Below are 19,517 nucleotides of genomic sequence, written 5' to 3' on the forward strand. Positions count from 1 at the left end.
ACCCCGACCGATTCCCCCAATGAGGTTGTACGGTTCATGAACTCCCGTCAGCGCCGCGGCGTGATACTCCTGCTCCTGTCGGTGGTCTGCGCCCTCGGCGCCTTCGCCGGCGTCCTCTCCGTCATCAGTGACGTGAAGTCCAAGGTCGGTCCCGAGGTCACCGCATACCAGCTCAAGCGGGACGTGGCCCCCTACACCCCGCTCAGCGCGGCCCAGTTCGAGAAGATCGAGATGCCCGAGCGGTGGCTGTCGAAGAACGCGGTCACGAACCTCCGTGAGATCCAGGGCAAGATCGCCGTCACCACCCTGCGACAGGGCTCCCTGCTGCAGAGCGACATGATCGTCGACCAGCCCGCCCTGCAGACGGGCGAGCAGGAGATCGCCATCATGATCGACGCGGCGACCGGCGTGGCCGGCAAGATCACCCCGGGCTCCAAGGTCAACGTCTACGCCACCTTCGAGGGCCAGAGCGACAGCGCCCCCGACCAGTCCAAGCTCATCGTCGAGAACGCCCGGGTCATCGACGTGGGCGAGCTGACCTCGCTGGAACCGGACGACGACGACCGCACCCGCCGGACCACCGAGGCCGTCCCGATCACCTTCGCCCTGACCCCCGTCGACGCCCAGCGCATCACCTACGCCGAGTCGTTCGCCGACGAGGTCCGGCTCGCCCTGGTGGCCCCCGGCAGCGACTCCGACATCTCCGCGACGGACCGCACGTACGAACTCGCCAAGGACAAGTGAGAGGCCCCCATGCCCACGAGGATCCTCCCGGCGGTCGGCGACGCGGACGCGGTCCGGTCCCTCACGACGCTGCTCAGCCAGCTTCCCGACGCCGAACCGGTGGCCCCGGTGACGGACTCGACCCAGCTCGTCGACACCCTCGCGCGCCTCGCCGCCGAGTCCGTCGACGAGCTGCCCGAGGTCGTCGTCGTCCACGAACGCATCGGCCCCGTCCCGGCCCTGGAGCTCATCCGCGAGGTCGCCCTGCGCTTCCCGGCGGTCGGCGTCATCCTCGTGACCTCCGACGCCGGGCCCGGCCTCTTCCAGGCCGCCATGGACTACGGGGCGCGGGGCCTGGTGGCCCTGCCGCTGCACTACGAGGAGCTGGCCAGCCGGGTCCACGCGGTGGCCCAGTGGTCGGTGGGCGTACGGCGGCATCTGGGCGCCGGCGGGGAGGACGTGTTCAGCGGCGTCGGCGGCACCGTCGTGACGGTGAGCGGCGCGAAGGGCGGGGTCGGCACCACGCTCACCGCCATCCAACTGGCCCTCGCCGCCCAGGCGTCGGGCGCCGGCACCGCGCTGCTCGACATGGACCTGCAGACCGGGGACGTCGCCGCCTTCCTGGACATCCAGTTCCGCCGCTCGGTCGTCGACCTCGCCGCCATCAACGACATCTCGCCGCGCGTGCTCGCGGACGCCGTGTTCCGGCACGACACCGGGGTCGCCCTGCTCCTCGCCCCCGGCGACGGCGAGCGCGGCGAGGAGGTCACCGACCGTGCCGCCCGCCACATCGTCAGCGCCCTGCGCTCCCGCTACGAGGTCGTCGTCATCGACTGCGGCGGCCAGTTGACCGGCGCGAGCGCGGCGGCCGTGGAGATGGCCGACACGGCGCTCCTGGTCACCACGCCGGACGTGGTCGCCGTCCGCGGCGCCAAACGCACCGTACGGATGTGGGACCGGCTGCAGATCCGCAAGGCGGAGGAGACCACGATCGTCGTCAACCGCTACTCGCGCGGTGCGGAGATCCAGCCGTCCCTGATCCAGAAGATCACCGGCACCGGGATCGCGGCGACCGCGATCCCCGCCAACTACAAGGAACTCCAGGGCGCGATCGACGCCGGCCGCGTGCACGAGCTGGACGGCAAGGGAGCCGTCCGACAGGCCCTGTGGGCGCTCGCCGGGGAGCTGGGGCTGGTCAAGGGAACAGAGGGGGCGCTTCAGCGGCGCAACGGCAAGGCACGGGGCGGGGACCGGGCGGCGCTGACGTTCCGGCGGCGGAAGGAGCTGGGGCGGTGAGGGGGCGGGGGGACAGGGCTCGGATCGGGGGTGACCGGGGCCGGTTCAGGGGTGACCGGGGCCGGTCCGGCGGTGACAAGGGCCAGGTCACCGTCGAGTTCCTCGGCATGATGCCGCTGATCATCATCACCCTGGTGCTGCTGTGGCAGTTCGTGCTGCTGGGGTACACGTTCTCGCTCGCGGGGAATGCCGCGGACGAGGCGGTGCGGGCGGCGACCGCGGCGGATCCGGGAGGGCGGCAGGCCGCCTGCCAACAGGCGGGACTGGACAAGCTCCCGGACGCGTGGACCGGCGAGGTGAAGTGCAGCACCGGCGGAGGCTTCGTGACCGCCGATGTGCGTCTCGAGGTCCCCGTCCTCTTCCCGGGTGCGATCGGGTTCCCGTTCACGGTCGACGGCCACGCGGGTGCCGTCGAGGAGGAGACGGGCTGAGATGTCGTACGACAGGAAACGCCGCGACCGGGGGCAGGTCGCCCTCGAATACCTCGGGTTCATCCCCGTCCTGATCCTCGTCGCCATGGCAGGCGTACAGGTCGGGCTCATCGCCTACACGGCCCAGCAGGCGGGTACGGCGGCGCGGGCCGGGGCGCGCGCGGCCTCGCTGGACGAGAGCGCGCAGGCCGGCTGCTCGAACGCGATCAGCAGCTGGTTGTCCGTCACCTGTGACGCCGCGGTAGGCGGCGACGAGGTGACCGTCACCGCCGTCGTCGAGATCCCGTCGATCGTCCCCGGCTGGAACTTCGACCCCGCCCAGAAGACCGCGACCATGCCGCTCGACCACTGAACGAGGATCCCCATGAGCTTGAGGTCACGCATCAACACCCCCGAGGAGAACGGCAGCCGGGGCGAGGACGGCCACCTGGTCTCCTCCTACCGGGCCAAGCTCCTGGAGGAGATCGACCTCGCGGAGATGAGCTCGCTGGCCGCGGCCGAGCGCCGGGCCCGGCTGGAGCGGGTGCTCGGGCACATCATCAGCCGTGAGGGCCCGGTGCTGTCGACGGTCGAGCGCTCGCAGCTGATCCGCAGGGTCGTCGACGAGGCCCTCGGCCTGGGCATCCTGGAACCGCTGCTGGAGGACGCGTCGATCACCGAGATCATGGTGAACGGCCCGGACGCGATCTTCGTCGAACGAGCGGGCCGCGTCGAGCAGCTGCCGCTCCGCTTCCCCTCCCACGACCAGCTGATGCAGACCATCGAGCGCATCGTCTCGACGGTGAACCGGCGGGTGGACGAGTCGAACCCGATGGTGGACGCCCGCCTGCCGTCCGGCGAGCGCGTGAACGTCATCATCCCGCCCCTGTCGCTGACCGGCGCGACCCTGACGATCCGCCGCTTCCCCCGCTCCTTCACCCTGCACGAGATGACCGGGCTCGGCTCGCTCGACGAGCCCATGGTGTATCTGCTGGCCGGGCTGGTACAGGCGAAGTCCAACATCATCGTCTCGGGCGCGACGGGCACCGGGAAGACGACCCTGCTCAACGCGCTCTCGGGCCTGATCCCCGAACACGAGCGCATCATCACCATCGAGGACTCGGCCGAACTCCAGCTCCAGCAGGCCCATGTGATCCGCCTGGAGTCCCGCCCGCCGAACGTCGAGGGCAAGGGCCAGGTCACCATCCGCGACCTGGTCCGCAACTCGCTGCGCATGCGCCCCGACCGGATCGTCGTCGGCGAGGTCCGCGGCGGTGAGTCCCTGGACATGCTCCAGGCGATGTCGACCGGCCACGACGGCTCCCTCGCCACCGTGCACGCCAACAGCGCGGAGGACGCCCTGATGCGGCTGAAGACCCTCGCGTCCATGTCCGACGTCGCCGTCCCCTTCGAGGCGCTGCACGACCAGATCAACAGCGCGGTGGACGTGATCATCCAGTTGACCCGCTTCCCGGACGGCGCCCGCCGGATCACCGAGATCGCGATCCTGGACAGCCACGGGGCGGAGCCGTACCGCCTGGCGACGGTGGCCCGCTTCCACGCCCAGCCCATGACGCCGGACGGCCGCGTCCACGGCGCCTTCCAGTACTTCCCCCTCCCACGCCGCACCGCGGACCGCCTCTACTTGGCGAGCCAGCCGATCCCCCAGGCCTTCGGCGTCGCCCAGTCCCCGCTCGAGCTCGCCACCCGAGAAGCCAGGTAGGACCCACCCCATGGACCTCCAGACCCGCATCACGCTCACCACCGGCATAGCCCTGCTGACCTGCGCGCTGGCCGTAGCGGGCGTCCACGCGTACGCCGCCGGCCGGGCCCGGCGCCAGGCCCTGGTCGACCGTCTGACGGCCACCGGCCAGATCACCGGGGCCGGGGGCCGCCGACGCCGCTTCGCCGACCTGGACCGCCGACTGCGCCGTACGAAACCGGGCAAGCAGCTCGAACTGCGGCTGGCGGCGACGGGCCTGGACGTCACCCCGGGCGAGTTCTTCGTCTACATGCTGGCGACGGTGGCCGGCCTGTGGCTGATCGGCCAGGCGACCCTCGCGCCCTTCTTCGGCCCGATCGCGGGCCTCCTGGGCATCTGGGCCGCGGTCCAGTTCCTCAACTGGCAACGCCAGAAGCGCATCGAGAAGTTCATCAACCAACTCCCCGAACTGGCCCGCATCCTGGCCAACGCCGCCCACGCGGGCCTGGCCATGCGCACCGCCATCGGCCTCGCCGCGGAGGAACTGGAGGCCCCGGCGGGCGAGGAACTCGCCAAGGTCTCCAACCAGCTGGCCCTCGGCGCCTCGATGGACGACGCCCTGGGCGAGCTCGCCGAGCGCCTCCCGTCCCGCGAACTGGTCGTCCTGGTCACGACGCTGGTGCTGTCGAACCGGGCGGGCGGCCAGGTGGTGAGCGCACTGCGCAACCTCACCGAGACGCTGGAGGAGCGCAAGGAGACCCGACGCGAGGTCCGTACCCAGCTCTCCCAGGTGAGCATGACGTCGTACGCGGTCCCGGTGCTGGGCGTGGGGTCGCTGTTCCTGATGAACGGCGTGAAGGACGGCGCCCTGGACCGCATGACCGGTTCCCCGGTCGGCCAGGCGGCGGTGCTGATCGCGTTCGGGCTGTACGCGGTCGGCTTCATCCTGATCCGCCGCCTGTCGCGGATCGACGTCTGAGGCGCGGAAGCGGGAGAGGAGGAAGAAGACGATGACGATGACGATGATGGCGCCGGCTACGACGGCGATGACGACGACGGCCACGACGGCCACGACGACGACGGCGATGACGGCGACGGAAATCGGACAACTCGGCCTGATCCTCGCCCTGGTGACGGGCCTGAGCGTGTGGGGCGTCTTCGCCGGCATCCGCATGTACCGGGCCGACGCGAAGCTGCCCAGCGACCTGGCGCTGGCCCTGGAGGTCGGCGCGACCCGCACCGGCGCCGTGGACTCGCTGATCGACCGCATGGGCATGCGCTACGCCCCCGCCGTGCTGCGCCTGATGGGCCCGAAGCTGGTCGCCAAGTACCGCCGCAGGATCGACCTCGCGGGCAACCCCGGCGGCCTCACCATCGACCGCTATGCGGCCAGGCGGGCGGTGTACGGCTTCCTCGGCGCGGTCGGCTTCCTGGTCTTCCTGCTCCGGGGCCAGGTGCTGATGGCCTTGCTGCTGCTGGCGTTCGGCGCCTTCTGGACGGAGGTCGGCATCTGGTCGGCGATCCGCATCAGGAAGGACGAGATCGAACGCACCCTGCCGGACTTCCTGGACGTCCTGGCGGTCGTGGTGAGCGCGGGTCTCGGCTTCCGCCAGGCACTCGACCGGGTCGCCTCGAAGTACGAGGGCCCCTGGGCCGACGAACTCCGCATCACCCTGCGCCAGATGGACCTCGGCATGAGCCGCCGCCAGGCCTTCGCGGAGCTGAGGAGGAGGAACGACTCCGAACAAATGGCGATGTTCGTGACGGCACTGCAGCAGGGGGAGGAGCTCGGCGCGCCGATCGTCGACACGCTGGTGGCGCTGGCGAAGGACATGCGCCGCACGGACGCCCAGAACGCCCGTAGGAAGGCGGCCCGGGCGGTGCCCAAGGCCACGATGATGATCACGACGTTCATGGTTCCGGCGACGATGATCCTGCTGGGGGCGGGGCTGTTGCTGGGGTCGGGGACGGACTTCGGGTCCTTGACGGGGGAGTAGTCGTTGACGGGGGGAGGGAGCAGGGGAGGGGAGGGCTGTATGGCAGGAATGCCGGTGCGGATGGGAACGGCGACGGCGAAGTCGACGGGGACGGCGACAGGGACGGGGGCGCGGACGGAGGCGGGTCTGTTGAGGGCGGCGAGCCTCACGTTCGGGCTGCGCCGCCGCTGGACGTCCCGTGCGGCGACCGAGGAGACGGAACGGTCGTCGACGATCACCCTCCAGATAAACGCCCTCCAGGCACTGTGCCGCCAGGTCTTCGGCTTCCGGCTCGCCATGATCGCGCTCGCCGCACCCGGGGCCCTGCTCAACGCGGCACCGGGCCTCGCCACCCGCCTGGTGGGTGCCTCGGTGGTGGTCACGTTCATGGGCTCCTACGTCCTGTTCCGCGACTGGGAACGCTTCGGCCCCCTCCTCCTGCGCCACCCCACCCTCCTGGCGGCGGACACCCTCTGCACCTCCCTGCTCCTCGTCTCCGCGGGCCCGGACACCACGCTGGCCTACGTCAGCGTCTGCACCCCGCTGCTCGCCGGCATCGTCTACGGCTACCGGGGCGCGGCGGTGTTCGCCAGCGCGCAGTCACTGATCCTGCTGCTGGCCTACGCGATCGACGGGGAGGCGCAGGCGGGCAGCGGCCTGGCGGAGAAGCTCCTCCTCCCGGGCCTCTGCGTCATCACGGGCGCCCTGGGCTCGTCCCTGCGCAACCTCATGCTCCGCTTCGGCACGGCCACCCAGGCCCTCACGACGATCCAGGCCCGCCTGGCGGTCACGGAAGCGGTGAGCGCGGAACGGGCCCGGCTGGCCCGCGAGATGCACGACTCGGTGGCGAAGACGCTGCATGGCGTGGCGCTGGCCGCGGAAGGGCTGGCGATTTCGGCGGGGGCGGCGGGGGGTGGGGGGTTGTCCGGGGTGGACTCGTCCCGTGAGGGTCTGGCTGGCGTGGATCCGTCGGCGGGGGTGGGCTCGTCGGGTGTGGATCTGTCGGGCGTGGGCTTGGCCGGCGTGGATCCGTTGGGCGTGCACTCGTCCCGCGTGGTCATTTCCGGCGTGGACCCGTCGTCGGGTGTGGGTCTGTCGGGCGTGGGCTTGGCCGGCGTGGATCCGTCGGGGGTGCACTCGTCCCGTGTGGTCATTTCCGGCGTGGACCCGTCGTCGGGTGTGGATCCGTCGGGCGTGGGCTTGGCCGGCGTGGATCCGTCGGGGGTGCACTCGTCCCGCGTGGTCCTGTCCGGCGTGGACCCGTCGTCGGGCGTGGGCGCGTCCCGCGTGGACCGGACCGGCGCGGGCTCGCCCGCCATGGATTCGTCCCCCACGGAATCGTCCCGCACGGAATCGCCCGGAATGGACGCGTCCCGGATCAGGCAACAGGCGGAGCTGGTCGCCCGCGCGGCGCGCCGGGCAGCGGCCGAGTCCCGGGAGCTGCTGGCGGACCTGCGCCGCGAGTCCGACCCGGATCACGCGACGGACATCGCGCCTGAACTGGCGGCCCGCACCGAGGCCTTCACAACCCGCACCGGTATGCGCGCCACGTACCACGCCACGGGCGAGACCCCTTTGCCCGCCGTCCCGCCTGCCGTGGCCCGCCACCTCCTCACCATCACCGAGGAGGCCCTGGAGAACGCCCACCGCCACGCGAAGGCGACCCGTGTCGACGTACGGGCGGGCGTGGAGGCCGACGTGCTCCGGCTGACCGTCCAGGACGACGGCCAGGGCCTCCCCGCCGGCACGACCGTCGAACACCTCCGCCGGACGGGCCACTTCGGCCTGCTGGGCATGACGGAACGAGCGGCCTCGATAGGAGCCCGCATCCACATCGGCAAGGGCAGGCAGGCGCGCGGCACAGAAGTCCGCCTGGAACTCCCGCTGGCGGCCCTGACGACGACGAGGACGACAAGGACGACGAGGACGACAGGGGCGACCTCATGACCGAGCGGAAGCCAGCCCCCGCCACCGAGCCTCTCCGACTGGTGGTGGCCGACGACAACCCGGTGGTCCGCGCCGGCCTGACGGCCCTCCTCTCCACCCACGCGGACATAACGGTCGTGGCCGAGGCGACGAACGGCCACGAGGCCCACGAGGCGGCCCGCCGCCACCGCCCCGACACGATCCTCCTGGACGTCCGCATGCCGGGCATGGACGGCATCACGGCACTTCCGCACCTCGTGCGCATCGCCCCGGTGCTGATGCTGACGTACAGCGCGGAGTCGGAGACGGTCCGCGAGGCCCTGCGCCGAGGGGCAGTCGGGTACCTGGTCCACGGTGAGTTCACGACGGACGAACTGGTGGAGGCCGTACGGGACATCAAGCGAGGTCGGCCGCCTCGACTCACGCCTACGGCGGCAGCTGCGGCAGCGCCGTCGCTCGCGGAAGCAAACTCTCAACTATCAACTCCTACGGGCAATTCCCCGGAACTCCTTTCGCAAGTGCAACCAGATGTGGGACAGTCGTCGTCGTACCGTTCGCGGTTCCAGCTGAGCAGGAGGGAGGCGGAGATCATGGACCTCATCGCATCGGGCATGAACAACCAGCAGATCGCCGCCGCCTGCTTCATCAGCGAGAAGACGGTCAAGAACCACATCAACCGCATCTTCGCCAAACTCCACAGCACCAGCCGGGCGGAAGCCGCCGCCAAGTGGCTGGGCACCGCCCCGGGTTCACACCCAGGACGGAGTTGATCGGCGATGACACAGCGATGGTTTTCGGACTGGGCCCGGAATTGGGCCCTGGGACCCTCTGGTGTTCCGGGTAATCCCGCTTACTTTTCTCATGAGCATTACGAGCGAAGTGCTCAGCGATCGCCGGACACCAGAGGGGAACACCATGAGCAACTGGATCAACACCACCGTCGCACGCCTCCGCTCACGCGCTGTGCGCAACGACGAGGGGCAGACGGCGGTGGAATACCTGGGGATCATTGCCGTGGTGGTAGCGATCGTGTTGGCGATCACGGGGACGGACATCGGCAGCACGATCTACGACGCGATCACGGAGAAGATCGCCGAAGTGACCGGCGGCTGATGCGGCCATCCAGGTCCGGCGACGCAGGGCAGGCCTTTCCCATCTACATCACGGTGGTGGCGGGCCTGCTCTTTCTTGCGTTCGCTTACCTTGCGGTCGGCCAGGCCGCGGCAAATCGGAACGGTGCCCAGACGGCAGCGGACGCGGCAGCGCTCGCGGCGGCCCTGGACACCCGGGACAAGCTCACGGACGAGTGGGTGGAGAACGTACTCGACCCGACGAAGTGGCAGGACATCTTCGACGGCGAGGGCGTGGTGTTCGACGGGTGCGGGCGGGCGGCACAACTGGCGGCGCAGAACGACGCCACGGCGGAGTGCGAGTCGATGCTCGGCCTGCCTCCGGGCTACGAGGTCGAGGTCAAGACCACGAAACCCGTCGGTGACTCCATCGTGCCCGGCACCGAGGACGTGCACTCGACAGCGACCGCCACCGCCGTGATCGAGCCGCTCTGCGAGTTCGAGCTCCCGGGGGAGGATGCCGGGGACCACGTACTGCCGGAGCTCACCTGCAAGGACAGGAACTGGACCCTGGACCCGGAGGATCTTGACGATCTCCCGGGGCCCGAGGACCTCTTCGATGTCCATCTGGCCGACTGACAAGCGATCGACGAGTGACGAGGGAAGCAGAGGCATGAGCATTCGGTTCACCACGAAGGCCCACAGGGGGATGGTCGCGCTGACCGTTGCGGCTGGACTGGCCCTCGGCGTGGCCGGTTGCGGCAGTGGCGGGGACGACGACAAGAAGCCGGAAGCCACGGCGTCCGCTCCGTCGAAGAGTGGGTCCGACCCGAGTGCGCAGGAGGGACAGACGGACGCCCCCTTGGCGGAGATGAAGGGACCTGACGGTCTGGTGCTCCAGGTCACTTCGGCTGTGCGTGACTCCGGCGGCTTCCTCACCGTGAACGGCACCATGAAGAACGACGGTGCCAAGACTGTCGTCGTTCCTGCGGTGCTCCGAGGAGACGAGACCGAGATCGTCAGGCACGGTAGGTCACTCGGTGGCGCCACGCTCGTCGACTCGAAGAGCAAGAAGCGGTACTACGTCCTGCGGGACACGGATGGCCGTCCTCTGACCACGACGGACCTCACCTCGATCAAGTCCGGTGAATCCGTACCCGTGTTCATGCAGTTCCCTTCGCCGCCGACCGGGACCTCGGAGGTCACCTTCCAGCTCCCGTCGTTCGCCACCGCCTCCATCCAGATCTCCGGATGAGGCCGACCATGACCCGCACCCCCCGCCTCCCCCTAACCCTCACCGCGGCCACCCTCATGGTCGCTGCCAACATCCTCGGCGCCACCACGGCCGACGCGGCCGACGACCCCAGCGTCCCGCCCGGTACCGCGGCGACGGCCGCCGCCCCCGTCGAGGTGGACGCCAACGACCCCGACCTCAAGCTCCCGGAGGGCGCGACGCTCGCCGAAGCCAAGGTGCTGGACATCAAGCAGGTGGTCGAGGACCAGGCCGGTGAGGAACGCCGGGAGGACACCAACACGGACGTGAAGTTCGCGCTCCAGGCGGAGGTTCTGTTCCCCAAGGACAGCGCGAAGCTGACCGGCGAGGCGAAGGCCCGTATCTCGTCCATCGCCGAGGAGATCAAGACCCAGAACGCCACCCGGATCCGCGTCTTCGGCTTCACCGACAACCTGGGCTCCTCGGCCCACGGCGACGTCCTGTCCCGGAAGCGCGCGAACGCCGTGCAGGGCGTCCTGGAGTCGGAGCTGAACGACTCCACGATCACCTACGAGGTACGGGGCTACGGCGAGCAGTACCCGATCTCCTCCAACGACACGGAGTCAGGCCGTAAGAAGAACCGAAGGGTGGAGGTCTCGTTCCCGCGCTCGGACAACTGACCTGACCTGACCTGACCTGACCTCACTTCACTTCATCTCTCCTCACCCCGACTCCACACTCACCCGCGTGCCCACCCGCACCCCCCACCCCGCCATCGCCCCGGCCTCCGCCTCCAGCACGTGCCGGGCACGAAGCCGGGGCAGTCCCAACCGCCCGGGCCGCATGGTGTGGACCGCGATGACGTTCAGCCGGCGGTCGAGGTATGCGACATCGATGGGGATGCGCATGCGGAACGTGTGCACACCGCCGGCAGGCGTGAGCAGCATCGCCCCGTCGACGGCATCACGCCCCAGGAGCCCTTTCGTGCGGGCCCGATAGGACGCGGCGATCTCCAGGGGCACCGACACGTCACCCCGCTCCCCATGGACGACCAGGGCCCCTCGCCCGTCACGCCAACGCCGCCCCATCCTCAGCCACCTCCTGGATTTTCTGTTGTCCGGCGAGTGCTACCCGGGTAGGAAAGATCGCATGACCGGACTCGGCGCAGTATTCCGCCCCCAACTCGCCCCCGAACGACTCCGATCCGTCGCCGAACTGGCCGACGCCGCTGGACTCGAAGAGCTCTGGCTCTGGGAGGACTGTTTCCGGGAGGGCGGGATCTCCACGGCCGCGGCCGCCCTCGCCTGGACCGAGCGGGTCAAGGTCGGCGTCGGGCTGTTGCCCGTCCCGCTGCGGAACGTCGCCATCGCCGCCATGGAGGCCGCCACCCTGCACCGGATGTTCCCGGGGCGGCCCATTCTCGCCGTCGGGCATGGCGTGCAGGACTGGATGGGGCAGGTGGGGGCGAGGGTGGAGTCGCCGGTGAGCCTGCTGCGGGAGCATCTCGTCGCCCTGCGTGCACTGCTCGGCGGGGAGCGGGTCAGTACCGAGGGCCGGTACGTCAAGCTCGACGACGTCGCACTCGACTGGCCGCCCGTCGAGCCGGTGCCCGTCATCGCCGGGGTCACCGGGCCCCGCTCGCTGCGGCTCGCCGGGGAGGCAGCCGACGGAACCCTGCTCACCGCCTCGACCTCGCCCGAGGGGGTACGGAAGGCCCGGCAACTCATCGACGAGGGGCGGGAGTCGGCGGGCCGTTCCGGTGTCGGGCCGCATCCGATCGTCGTCTATCTGCTCACCGCCACCGGGCCCGACGGCGCCGCCCGGCTCAAGGCCGAGCTCGCCGCGGAAGGGCTCGGCTCCGTGCCCGATCTCGGTGTCGCCGGGGACGCCGGCGCCGTCGCGAAGGCCGTGCAGCGGCTCGCGGACGCGGGCGCCGACACCGTGGTGCTGCAGCCGACGGGGGACGAGCCCGATCCGGAGGGGTTCGTGCGGTTCGCGGCGGAGGAAGTGCGGCCGCTGGTGCCGTAGTCGAGAGGGTCCGTGCCCGGCTCGGCGGCGTTGTCAGTGGCTCCTGCCAGACTCCTGGACATGAGCGACGACACCGCGGACGTACGCCTCCGAGACGTGCACGACTCCGACCTGGAGACCTTCCTCGTCCACGAGCACGACCCGGAGGCCGTCTGGCGGTCGAGGTTCCCGCCCCGGCCGCGCGACGCCTTCATGAAGCACTGGCGGACGAGAGTGCTCGGGGACGAGAACTGCCTCGTGCGGACGGTCATGGTGGGGGACGACGTCGCGGGCAGCGTCGTCTCCTGGTGGGACGGCGACCGCCGCTTCCTCGGCTACTGGCTCGGGCGGCCGTACTGGGGGCGGGGCATCGGCACCAGGGCGCTCGCCCTCTTCCTGGAACTCGACCGGACACGTCCGCTGTACGCCGACCCCTTCCACGCCAACACCGCCTCCGTACGCCTCCTCGAACGCCACGGCTTCCGGCACGCCGGCACCCTCCACCACGGCGACGACGAACATGTGCTGCTCGTCCTCCCCGAGACCGATGCCGAGACCGAGACCGATGCCGAGACCGATGCCGAGACCGGCGCAGGGCAGGAGCGGAAAATCGGCGGCGGCGATTGATCCCACCCTGGGACGATCACCGTATGACTGAGCCGCAGCACACCCCTACCTCCCCCACCTCCCCTGCTTCCCTTGCCTCCTTCGAAGACCTCGTCGCCGAAGGCGCCGCCGTCCCCACCGAAGGCTGGGACTTCTCCTGGTTCGAGGGGCGTGCCACCGAGGCCCGGCCCTCCTGGGGATACGCCACGTCCCTCGCCGAGCGGCTCTCCCGTGCCACCGCGGCCCTCGACATCCAGACCGGGGGAGGGGAGGTACTCGACTTCGCCCTCCGCCGCGCCGCCCCGAAGGTGCCGCCGCTCACCGTCGCCACCGAGGGCTGGCCGCCGAACGTCACCAAGGCCACCGCCCTCCTCCGCCCGCGCGGCGTCGCCGTCGTCGCCTCCCCGGAGGACGCCCCGCTGCCCTTCGCCGACGGCGCCTTCGACCTGGTCGGCAGCCGGCACCCGGTCAGCCCGCACTGGGCCGAGATCGCCCGTGTCCTGCGGCCCGGCGGCACCTACTTCGCCCAGCACGTCGGGCCGCGCAGTGTCTTCGAGCTCGTCGAGTACTTCCTCGGCCCGCTCCACGAGGAGCAGAGCGACGCCCGCCACCCCGACCGCGAGCGCGCCGCCGCCGAGGCCGCCGGGCTGGACATCGTCGATCTGCGGGCCGAGCGGCTGCGCATCGAGTTCCACGACATCGCGGCCGTCGTCCACTTCCTGCGGAAGGTGGTGTGGATGGTCCCCGGCTTCACCGTCGAGGCGTACGAATCCCGGCTGCGCGCCCTGCACGAGTCGATCCGGTCCGACGGCCCCTTCGTCGCGCACAGCACCCGCCACCTTTTCGAGGCCCGCAAGCCCCACGCCTGAGCCCCACGCCTGAGCCCCCCGGCACGGCCCTCACGCGTGCGGACCGACCGTCACCTCCCCGACCACCAGCTCCGCCGTCGCCTCCAGCACCTCCCCGACCCGCTCCACCTGCTCGCCCAGCTCCCTCTCCTGCCGCGCCGTCAGCCGTCGTCCGACCGACTCCACCGTGACCGTCGTACGACGGCCCCGGCGCCGCTGATGCCAGACCCCGGCCACCACACCGTCCACCAACAGCACCGGATGGTTCCCCGCCTGACCGCCCGCCAGAGCCCGCCGGTACGCCTTCCCGGGGAACAGTGACTCCCGCGGTTGCGCGGCGATGGCGTACGCGTCGAAGTACGGCAGCAACCGCACGCCCCGCACCCGCCCGTCCGGGAACCCCGTGTCACCCGCCACCACCCAGGCCGCCGCTCCCTCGAACGACACCTCCTCGACCTCCCCGGCCCGCGCCAGCTCCCCGAACAGAGCCACCGCCCACCCCACCGGCGCCGCCAGCCACTTCGCGAAGTACTGGGGCGTCGCCGGTCCGTACGCGCGCAGATACCGCCGTACGAGTTCCCGAAGCGCCCCCTCGCCCACCTGCCCCGGCCCGGCCCCCGGCACCGGATCGAACCCCCGCGGCCGTGTGTACGTCACCTTCCGCCCCCGGTTCGGCCCGAAGCACAGCGCGCCCGACTGGCCGGCCCGGTGCATCACCTGCCGCCAGCGCGGCCACAGGTCCTGGAAGGCCGGCATCACCAGGTCACCGGCCCAGGGACCGGTGCGGGCGACCACCTCCTCGCCCAGCTCCTCCACGGTCAGACACACCCCGTCCAGGGCGTCCCCGATCGCCGCCACGATCTGCTCCGCCTGCTCCTCCGTCACCCGCACATCCGGCGGAAACGGGCTCGGCCCGGTCGGAATCGCGCTCAGCGCACCGCACCAGAGCGGCAGTTCGGCGGCGGGCAGCAGATGCACGGTGCCGCGCGGGCCGAACGTCTTCACCAGTGACCGCTCGTCCCACAGCGCCGTCCGTACGTCCGCCCGCGACACCCCGGCGGCCCGCACCCCCACCGACACCTCGGCCGCGGACAGCACCTGCGCATGCGCGCCCAGCATCGCCCCGACCACATCGGCGACCGGCGTGCCGACCCCGGCGGGACGGTCCAGGAACTGCCGCTCCAGCCGCCGCGCGCTCGCCTCGTCCCACGTGACAGTGACAGTCATGGGGCGACGTTAGGCCGGACAGAGGTCAGATGTTGTCCTCTATTCGAGGGCTTGCCACTCTCTGTGTGCTCTGCACTGCAAACCGTGCATCCATGCGCGAACGGCTTCCACGTCCTGCGCATCAAAGGAACCCTCACCTTTTCCACATTGTTATGACGGCTGACTCGCTTTCCCTTCACCTGTCACGTAAGTTCAGACCAAGGTAATTCGCGTAAGCAAAGCTGCGCGGCGGCACCGCGCAGTGGAGGGGGCTGCGCGGTGCCATGCCCCCGTACGCGCCCCTGCTGGACGCGCATCGCGTCGACCCCATCTGTGCCCCACGGCGCCATCCGCGCCGTCAAGCGGACGTTCGCGGTCGGCGTCACCCGGGGGAGGGAAGCGCGGACAAGTCGCCGAGCGCCCCCCAAGCTGCGCCAAACCCTATGGATCCGTCCGTATCCCACCCGTTTCCCCAGAGAATCCGTGTCGACGCGGCCACATTTCCGCCACGAACAGGCCCCCGCATGGCCACCGCGCCGTCGCCGAGCGATTTCGGAGAGTAGTTGTGGCACGCCAATGCGCGCAGCATCCCTTACGAAGGGTTATGGTGGAAACCCCCCCTCGGGCCGGTCCGTCTCCCCCCCACGGACCGGCCCGTTTTTTGTGCCCACGAGCCCGCTCCTCTCCTCTACTGGGCAGGGGCGCGGGGCTGTGCTTGATATGTGGCTCCGCCGCGTGGGCGCGACCAGCCCCCGCTCACCCGCAGCCGCCCACGCACACCAGACACCCCCACCCAAGGCGCCGACCCCACCCCCCGCACCCCAAAACCACGCCCCAAGCCCCGCAGGGGTACGCTTCGCCGCAGGGGACCGCCATACGGACAGGAACCGCGCCCTCCACTGCGCCGCGCGGAGCGCCGCGCGCCTGTCCGATCCGTACGGAGGGGCTGACAATCACGTGAACCTGCGCGACAAGCTGCGCGGCCTGCTGGTCAGGCTGTACGCACGCCGGGTGGAAGGTCACCTGGACCACGCTCAGGTGCCCAAGCACATCGGCGTGATCGTGGACGGCAGCCGGCGCTGGGCGAAGGCCGCCGGCTCCACCGCCGTCGACGGCCACCGTGCCGGTGCCGAGAAGATCGAGGAGTTCCTCGGCTGGTGCACCGAGACGGACGTCGAGGTCGTCACCCTCTGGCTGTTGTCGACGGACAACTTCAACCGGCCGCCGGAGGAGCTCGGCCCCCTCCTCGGCATCATCGAGGACGTCGTCCGCACCCTCGCCGCCGACGGCCGCTGGCGGGTCCACCACGTCGGTGCCCCCGACCTGTTGCCCTCCCCGATGCAGGCCGCCCTCAAGGAGGCCGAGGAGTCCACGGCCCACATCGACGGGATACTGGTCAACGTCGCCATCGGCTACGGCGGCCGCCAGGAGATCGCCGACGCCGTACGGTCGATGCTGCTGGACGCGCAGACCAAGGGCACCTCGATGGAGGAGCTCGCCGAGTCCGTCGACATCGACATGATCGGCCGCCACCTCTACACGAGCGACCAGCCCGACCCCGACCTCGTGATCCGCACCAGCGGCGAGCAGCGGCTGTCCGGATTCATGCTCTGGCAGACGGCCCACTCCGAGTACTACTTCTGTGAGGTCTTCTGGCCGGCCTTCCGCAAGGTCGACTTCCTGCGCGCCCTGCGCGACTACGCGGCCCGGCACCGGCGTTACGGCGGCTGAGCCGCTCTCCGGCGCACTCCTCGCCGTATCCGGGTGAGAGAAAAGCCACCCTCTCCGGGACAGAAGTAACAAGGAGTTCACCAGCGCGCCGTCATATGCGCTGGCATGGCACCGCATGTTCGAGGGCATAAGGCAAGCAGGTCGACACCCGAACCACGGGTGTCGTATCTCAGCGGGCGGCGCCGGAGCCGTCCGCCCGGGAGGCCCTTTGCACCAGCTCGACCGTGCGGTCACGGCATGGAAGAAGCAGTGGAGGGCCGGTTTTCGGCCCGTGCCAGGCGTGCAGGGCGGCCGACGACCGGTCCAGCTCCACTCCGTCGCTCCCCGACCTCATCCGAGGGGGTACGTCCTTCCGTGGTGACCAGCACAAAGCGCCACAAGCCAGACCGGCGCACCTACGTTCTCGACACCAGCGTCCTGCTGGCCGACCCGAACGCCCTGAGCCGCTTCGACGAGCACGAGGTCGTGCTCCCCATCGTCGTGGTGACGGAACTGGAGGCCAAGCGGCACCATCCCGAACTCGGCTACTTCGCCCGGCAGGCGCTGCGCCTGCTCGACGAGTTCCGGGTCCGGCACGGTCGCCTCGACGCCCCCATCCCGATCGGGGATCTCGGCGGGACCGTCCGTGTCGAGCTCAACCACTCGGACCCCAGCGTGCTGCCGACCGGCTACCGCCTGGGGGACAACGACTCCCGTATCCTCGCGGTCGCCCGCAATCTGCAGGCCGAGGGGTTCGACGTCACGGTCGTGTCGAAGGACCTCCCGCTCAGGATCAAGGCCTCGTCCGTCGGACTCCTCGCCGAGGAGTACCGCGCCGAGCTCGCCATCACGGACTCGTCCGGCTGGACCGGAATGTCCGAACTGACCCTGCCCGGCGAGCAGGTGGACATCCTCTTCGAGGAGGGGCACGTCTATGTCCCCGAGGTCGCCGAGCTGCCGGTGCACACCGGACTGATGATCCAGTCCGAGCGCGGCAAGGCGCTGGGGCGGATCTCGCCCGAGGGCAACGTGCGTCTGGTGCGCGGCGATCGGGAGGCCTTCGGTATCAAGGGGCGCAGTGCCGAGCAGCGGATCGCGCTCGACCTGCTGCTCGACCCGGACGTCGGGATCATGTCCATGGGTGGCCGGGCCGGCACGGGCAAGTCGGCGCTGGCGCTGTGCGCGGGGCTGGAGGCGGTGCTCGAGCGCCGTCAGCACCAGAAGGTGATGGTCTTCCGGCCGCTGTACGCGGTGGGCGGGCAGGAGCTCGGCTATCTGCCCGGCTCCGAGGCCGAGAAGATGAGCCCCTGGGCGCAGGCGGTCTTCGACACGCTGTCCGCGGTCACCAGCCGCGAGGTCATCGAAGAGGTCACCGCGCGAGGAATGCTGGAGGTGCTGCCGCTCACCCACATCCGCGGACGCTCGCTGCATGACGCGTTCGTGATCGTGGACGAGGCGCAGTCACTGGAAAGGAACGTCCTGCTGACCGTTCTGTCCCGAATTGGCGCCAACTCGCGGGTGGTTCTCACCCATGACGTGGCCCAGCGGGACAATCTGCGGGTCGGTCGCTACGACGGTGTCGTCGCCGTCGTGGAGAAGCTGAAGGGGCATCCCCTCTTCGCCCACGTCACGCTGACGCGGTCCGAGAGGTCCCAGATTGCCGCCCTTGTGACCGAAATGCTGGAGGACGGGCAGATCTGACCCAAGTGCTCAACTTGCGGTAGCTACTCGTTGGTTGGCGCCGTTCGGAAAGGCAGGGAGCCTATCCGGGCGGCGCCTCGGCGTGTGCGGCTTTCCGTAAAACCCCTGGCACAAACAAGGTGTGAGCTTTCACACGCAACACAGAATTGCCTTGCGGCGTCCGGGTACGGCAGAGTCTCACTCCTGTCAGGCCCCGCATACGACACACCTGTACCCCCAGCGGTACGGCACCACAGCAACACCACAGCCAACTGCATAGCGTCGTCGTATGCCGCCCGAGTTCTCACGCGGCGCTCCCCTTGGGGGAGTTGCCCACCGGGTCCGTGCCTCCCGTGACCCCGCAGTTGGGAGGCCAGCGCCAGGGGCACGATTGCGTCCGCCAGGGTCACCGAAGCGGGCGATGCTGGAAGGAAACCGTGTGAGTCCGATTTCGGTCAGGGGATTCGCAGTGGCCTCGGCCACCGCGGTCACCGCTGTCGGAAGCGTCGTCGGCGTTGCCTCGGGCAGCACTGCGCAGAACAACGACGCCGAGGCGACGGCTGCCGATTCGACGCTCCTCGCGGACATACCCGCGGGCCAGCAGGCCCAGGTGCAGACCGAGTCGCTGACGGCGCAGGCCGACGTCCAGGCCATCGCCGCGGACGCGAGCGCCAAGAAGGACGCGGAGGAGGCGGCCCGCAAGGCCGCGGCCCAGACCGCGATCGACAAGAAGGAAGCCGCCGAGAAGGCGGCGAAGGAAGCCAAGGAGCGCGAAGAGGCCGAGGCGAAGGCGTCCCGTAGCGCCTCCGACTTCCCGGTCTACAGCTCGTACAGCATCGCCCAGATCCAGTCGATGGCGCGCCAGATGGTGCCGAGCGATCAGTTCCAGTGCTTCAGCAACATCGTGGACCACGAGTCCGACTGGAACTACAAGGCCGTCAACCCGTCTTCGGGTGCCTACGGCCTCTTCCAGGCGCTGCCCGGTTCCAAGATGTCGTCCGTCGGCTCGGACTGGCAGACGAACCCGGCCACCCAGATCAAGTGGGGCCTGAACTACATGAACGACCGTTACGGCAGCCCGTGCGGCGCCTGGGACTTCTGGCAGGCCAACAACTGGTACTGAGCCTGCGCTCAACCCTGTGGA

21 protein-coding genes are annotated in these 19,517 nt (G+C 70.1%); 19 read left to right on the top strand and 2 right to left on the bottom strand.

The window, feature by feature from the left end; translation table 11 throughout:
- Positions 1–36: 36 nt before the first annotated feature.
- The 13 genes from cpaB (at position 37) to ABD932_RS25970 (ending at position 10,996) form a co-directional block, all read left to right on the top strand.
- Positions 37–744, top strand: coding sequence for a Flp pilus assembly protein CpaB (cpaB, locus tag ABD932_RS25910; RefSeq protein WP_345015911.1), 708 nt, complete (start codon positions 37–39; stop codon positions 742–744).
- Positions 745–753: 9 nt separating this feature from the next.
- Positions 754–2,019 carry a CpaE/TadZ family protein gene (locus ABD932_RS25915; protein ID WP_345015912.1) on the top strand — a complete coding sequence of 422 codons (1,266 nt, stop codon included), beginning with the start codon at positions 754–756 and terminating at the stop codon, positions 2,017–2,019.
- A gap of 107 nt (positions 2,020–2,126) precedes the next feature.
- Positions 2,127–2,450 (top strand): pilus assembly protein, encoded by a 324-nt coding sequence (locus ABD932_RS25920; protein WP_345016418.1) that lies wholly within the window; start codon positions 2,127–2,129, stop codon positions 2,448–2,450.
- Between the two features lies 1 nt (position 2,451).
- Positions 2,452–2,802, top strand: coding sequence for a TadE/TadG family type IV pilus assembly protein (locus ABD932_RS25925; protein WP_345015913.1), 351 nt, complete (start codon positions 2,452–2,454; stop codon positions 2,800–2,802).
- Between the two features lie 12 nt (positions 2,803–2,814).
- Positions 2,815–4,152 carry a TadA family conjugal transfer-associated ATPase gene (locus tag ABD932_RS25930; protein ID WP_250084921.1) on the top strand — a complete coding sequence of 446 codons (1,338 nt, stop codon included), beginning with the start codon at positions 2,815–2,817 and terminating at the stop codon, positions 4,150–4,152.
- 10 nt (positions 4,153–4,162) lie between these two features.
- Positions 4,163–5,110 carry a type II secretion system F family protein gene (locus tag ABD932_RS25935; protein WP_345015914.1) on the top strand — a complete coding sequence of 316 codons (948 nt, stop codon included), beginning with the start codon at positions 4,163–4,165 and terminating at the stop codon, positions 5,108–5,110.
- Positions 5,111–5,216: 106 nt separating this feature from the next.
- Positions 5,217–6,128: a DUF5936 domain-containing protein gene (locus ABD932_RS25940; RefSeq protein WP_345016420.1), complete on the top strand. Its 912-nt coding sequence runs from the start codon at positions 5,217–5,219 to the stop codon at positions 6,126–6,128.
- A gap of 39 nt (positions 6,129–6,167) precedes the next feature.
- Positions 6,168–8,054: an ATP-binding protein gene (locus ABD932_RS25945; protein ID WP_345015915.1), complete on the top strand. Its 1,887-nt coding sequence runs from the start codon at positions 6,168–6,170 to the stop codon at positions 8,052–8,054.
- Positions 8,051–8,803: a response regulator gene (locus tag ABD932_RS25950; protein ID WP_345015916.1), complete on the top strand. Its 753-nt coding sequence runs from the start codon at positions 8,051–8,053 to the stop codon at positions 8,801–8,803. The genes ABD932_RS25945 and ABD932_RS25950 overlap by 4 nt, the downstream gene beginning before the upstream one ends.
- Before the next feature lie 145 nt (positions 8,804–8,948).
- On the top strand, positions 8,949–9,146 hold the full coding sequence (locus tag ABD932_RS25955) for a Flp family type IVb pilin (RefSeq protein WP_345015917.1): 198 nt from the start codon (positions 8,949–8,951) through the stop codon (positions 9,144–9,146).
- Positions 9,146–9,742, top strand: a complete 597-nt coding sequence (locus ABD932_RS25960; protein ID WP_345015918.1) for a pilus assembly protein TadG-related protein — start codon at positions 9,146–9,148, stop codon at positions 9,740–9,742. The genes ABD932_RS25955 and ABD932_RS25960 overlap by 1 nt, the downstream gene beginning before the upstream one ends.
- A gap of 34 nt (positions 9,743–9,776) precedes the next feature.
- Entirely contained in the window at positions 9,777–10,358 is a 582-nt protein-coding gene (locus ABD932_RS25965) for a hypothetical protein (protein ID WP_345015919.1), read from the top strand.
- 8 nt (positions 10,359–10,366) lie between these two features.
- Entirely contained in the window at positions 10,367–10,996 is a 630-nt protein-coding gene (locus ABD932_RS25970) for an OmpA family protein (protein ID WP_126394645.1), read from the top strand.
- A gap of 42 nt (positions 10,997–11,038) precedes the next feature.
- Here ABD932_RS25970 and ABD932_RS25975 read toward each other — a convergent pair whose 3' ends face one another.
- Positions 11,039–11,404: a DUF192 domain-containing protein gene (locus tag ABD932_RS25975; RefSeq protein WP_345015920.1), complete on the bottom strand. Its 366-nt coding sequence runs from the start codon at positions 11,402–11,404 to the stop codon at positions 11,039–11,041.
- 61 nt (positions 11,405–11,465) lie between these two features.
- On the opposite strand from ABD932_RS25975, the gene ABD932_RS25980 reads away from it, so the two are divergent.
- From ABD932_RS25980 to ABD932_RS25990, 3 genes are read left to right on the top strand one after another with little or no spacing between them, the layout of a single operon-like run.
- The gene (locus ABD932_RS25980; protein ID WP_345015921.1) at positions 11,466–12,344 is read left to right on the top strand and encodes an LLM class flavin-dependent oxidoreductase; all 879 of its coding nucleotides are present in this window, start codon (positions 11,466–11,468) and stop codon (positions 12,342–12,344) included.
- 60 nt (positions 12,345–12,404) lie between these two features.
- Positions 12,405–12,950 (top strand): GNAT family N-acetyltransferase, encoded by a 546-nt coding sequence (locus tag ABD932_RS25985; protein WP_345015922.1) that lies wholly within the window; start codon positions 12,405–12,407, stop codon positions 12,948–12,950.
- 23 nt (positions 12,951–12,973) lie between these two features.
- A complete protein-coding gene (locus ABD932_RS25990) occupies positions 12,974–13,798 on the top strand; it encodes a class I SAM-dependent methyltransferase (RefSeq protein ID WP_345015923.1) in 825 nt (274 codons plus the stop codon).
- 30 nt (positions 13,799–13,828) lie between these two features.
- On the opposite strand, the gene ABD932_RS25995 is transcribed toward ABD932_RS25990, so the two are convergent.
- Entirely contained in the window at positions 13,829–15,004 is a 1,176-nt protein-coding gene (locus ABD932_RS25995; RefSeq protein ID WP_345015924.1) for a winged helix DNA-binding domain-containing protein, read from the bottom strand.
- Between the two features lie 936 nt (positions 15,005–15,940).
- Between ABD932_RS25995 and ABD932_RS26000 the strand changes: the two genes are divergently transcribed.
- The 3 genes from ABD932_RS26000 (at position 15,941) to ABD932_RS26010 (ending at position 19,496) form a co-directional block, all read left to right on the top strand.
- Entirely contained in the window at positions 15,941–16,714 is a 774-nt protein-coding gene (locus tag ABD932_RS26000) for an isoprenyl transferase (protein ID WP_126394653.1), read from the top strand.
- A gap of 354 nt (positions 16,715–17,068) precedes the next feature.
- Positions 17,069–18,394, top strand: a complete 1,326-nt coding sequence (gene phoH2, locus ABD932_RS26005) for an RNA 5'-3' helicase PhoH2 (RefSeq protein WP_126394655.1) — start codon at positions 17,069–17,071, stop codon at positions 18,392–18,394.
- Between the two features lie 418 nt (positions 18,395–18,812).
- On the top strand, positions 18,813–19,496 hold the full coding sequence (locus ABD932_RS26010; RefSeq protein WP_345015925.1) for an aggregation-promoting factor C-terminal-like domain-containing protein: 684 nt from the start codon (positions 18,813–18,815) through the stop codon (positions 19,494–19,496).
- The last annotated feature ends 21 nt before the right edge of the window (positions 19,497–19,517 follow it).

Origin of the sequence: Streptomyces shaanxiensis (genome assembly GCF_039537145.1) — a bacterium.
In the GTDB taxonomy this organism is placed as follows: domain Bacteria; phylum Actinomycetota; class Actinomycetes; order Streptomycetales; family Streptomycetaceae; genus Streptomyces; species Streptomyces shaanxiensis.

What these genes read in the sequence shown, in the direction of transcription:
- ABD932_RS25970 (WP_126394645.1), top strand. Translation starts at nt 10,367, where the DNA reads ATGACCCGCACCCCCCGCCTCCCCCTAACCCTCACCGCGGCCACCCTC.
- ABD932_RS25935 (WP_345015914.1), top strand. Translation starts at nt 4,163, where the DNA reads ATGGACCTCCAGACCCGCATCACGCTCACCACCGGCATAGCCCTGCTG.
- ABD932_RS25945 (WP_345015915.1), top strand. Translation starts at nt 6,168, where the DNA reads ATGGCAGGAATGCCGGTGCGGATGGGAACGGCGACGGCGAAGTCGACG.
- ABD932_RS25930 (WP_250084921.1), top strand. Translation starts at nt 2,815, where the DNA reads ATGAGCTTGAGGTCACGCATCAACACCCCCGAGGAGAACGGCAGCCGG.
- ABD932_RS25960 (WP_345015918.1), top strand. Translation starts at nt 9,146, where the DNA reads ATGCGGCCATCCAGGTCCGGCGACGCAGGGCAGGCCTTTCCCATCTAC.
- ABD932_RS25975 (WP_345015920.1), bottom strand. Translation starts at nt 11,404, where the DNA reads ATGGGGCGGCGTTGGCGTGACGGGCGAGGGGCCCTGGTCGTCCATGGG.
- cpaB (WP_345015911.1), top strand. Translation starts at nt 37, where the DNA reads ATGAACTCCCGTCAGCGCCGCGGCGTGATACTCCTGCTCCTGTCGGTG.
- ABD932_RS25965 (WP_345015919.1), top strand. Translation starts at nt 9,777, where the DNA reads ATGAGCATTCGGTTCACCACGAAGGCCCACAGGGGGATGGTCGCGCTG.
- ABD932_RS25980 (WP_345015921.1), top strand. Translation starts at nt 11,466, where the DNA reads ATGACCGGACTCGGCGCAGTATTCCGCCCCCAACTCGCCCCCGAACGA.
- ABD932_RS25915 (WP_345015912.1), top strand. Translation starts at nt 754, where the DNA reads ATGCCCACGAGGATCCTCCCGGCGGTCGGCGACGCGGACGCGGTCCGG.
- ABD932_RS25990 (WP_345015923.1), top strand. Translation starts at nt 12,974, where the DNA reads ATGACTGAGCCGCAGCACACCCCTACCTCCCCCACCTCCCCTGCTTCC.
- ABD932_RS25955 (WP_345015917.1), top strand. Translation starts at nt 8,949, where the DNA reads ATGAGCAACTGGATCAACACCACCGTCGCACGCCTCCGCTCACGCGCT.
- ABD932_RS25925 (WP_345015913.1), top strand. Translation starts at nt 2,452, where the DNA reads ATGTCGTACGACAGGAAACGCCGCGACCGGGGGCAGGTCGCCCTCGAA.
- ABD932_RS25920 (WP_345016418.1), top strand. Translation starts at nt 2,127, where the DNA reads ATGATGCCGCTGATCATCATCACCCTGGTGCTGCTGTGGCAGTTCGTG.
- ABD932_RS25940 (WP_345016420.1), top strand. Translation starts at nt 5,217, where the DNA reads ATGACGGCGACGGAAATCGGACAACTCGGCCTGATCCTCGCCCTGGTG.
- ABD932_RS25985 (WP_345015922.1), top strand. Translation starts at nt 12,405, where the DNA reads ATGAGCGACGACACCGCGGACGTACGCCTCCGAGACGTGCACGACTCC.
- ABD932_RS25995 (WP_345015924.1), bottom strand. Translation starts at nt 15,004, where the DNA reads ATGACTGTCACTGTCACGTGGGACGAGGCGAGCGCGCGGCGGCTGGAG.
- ABD932_RS25950 (WP_345015916.1), top strand. Translation starts at nt 8,051, where the DNA reads ATGACCGAGCGGAAGCCAGCCCCCGCCACCGAGCCTCTCCGACTGGTG.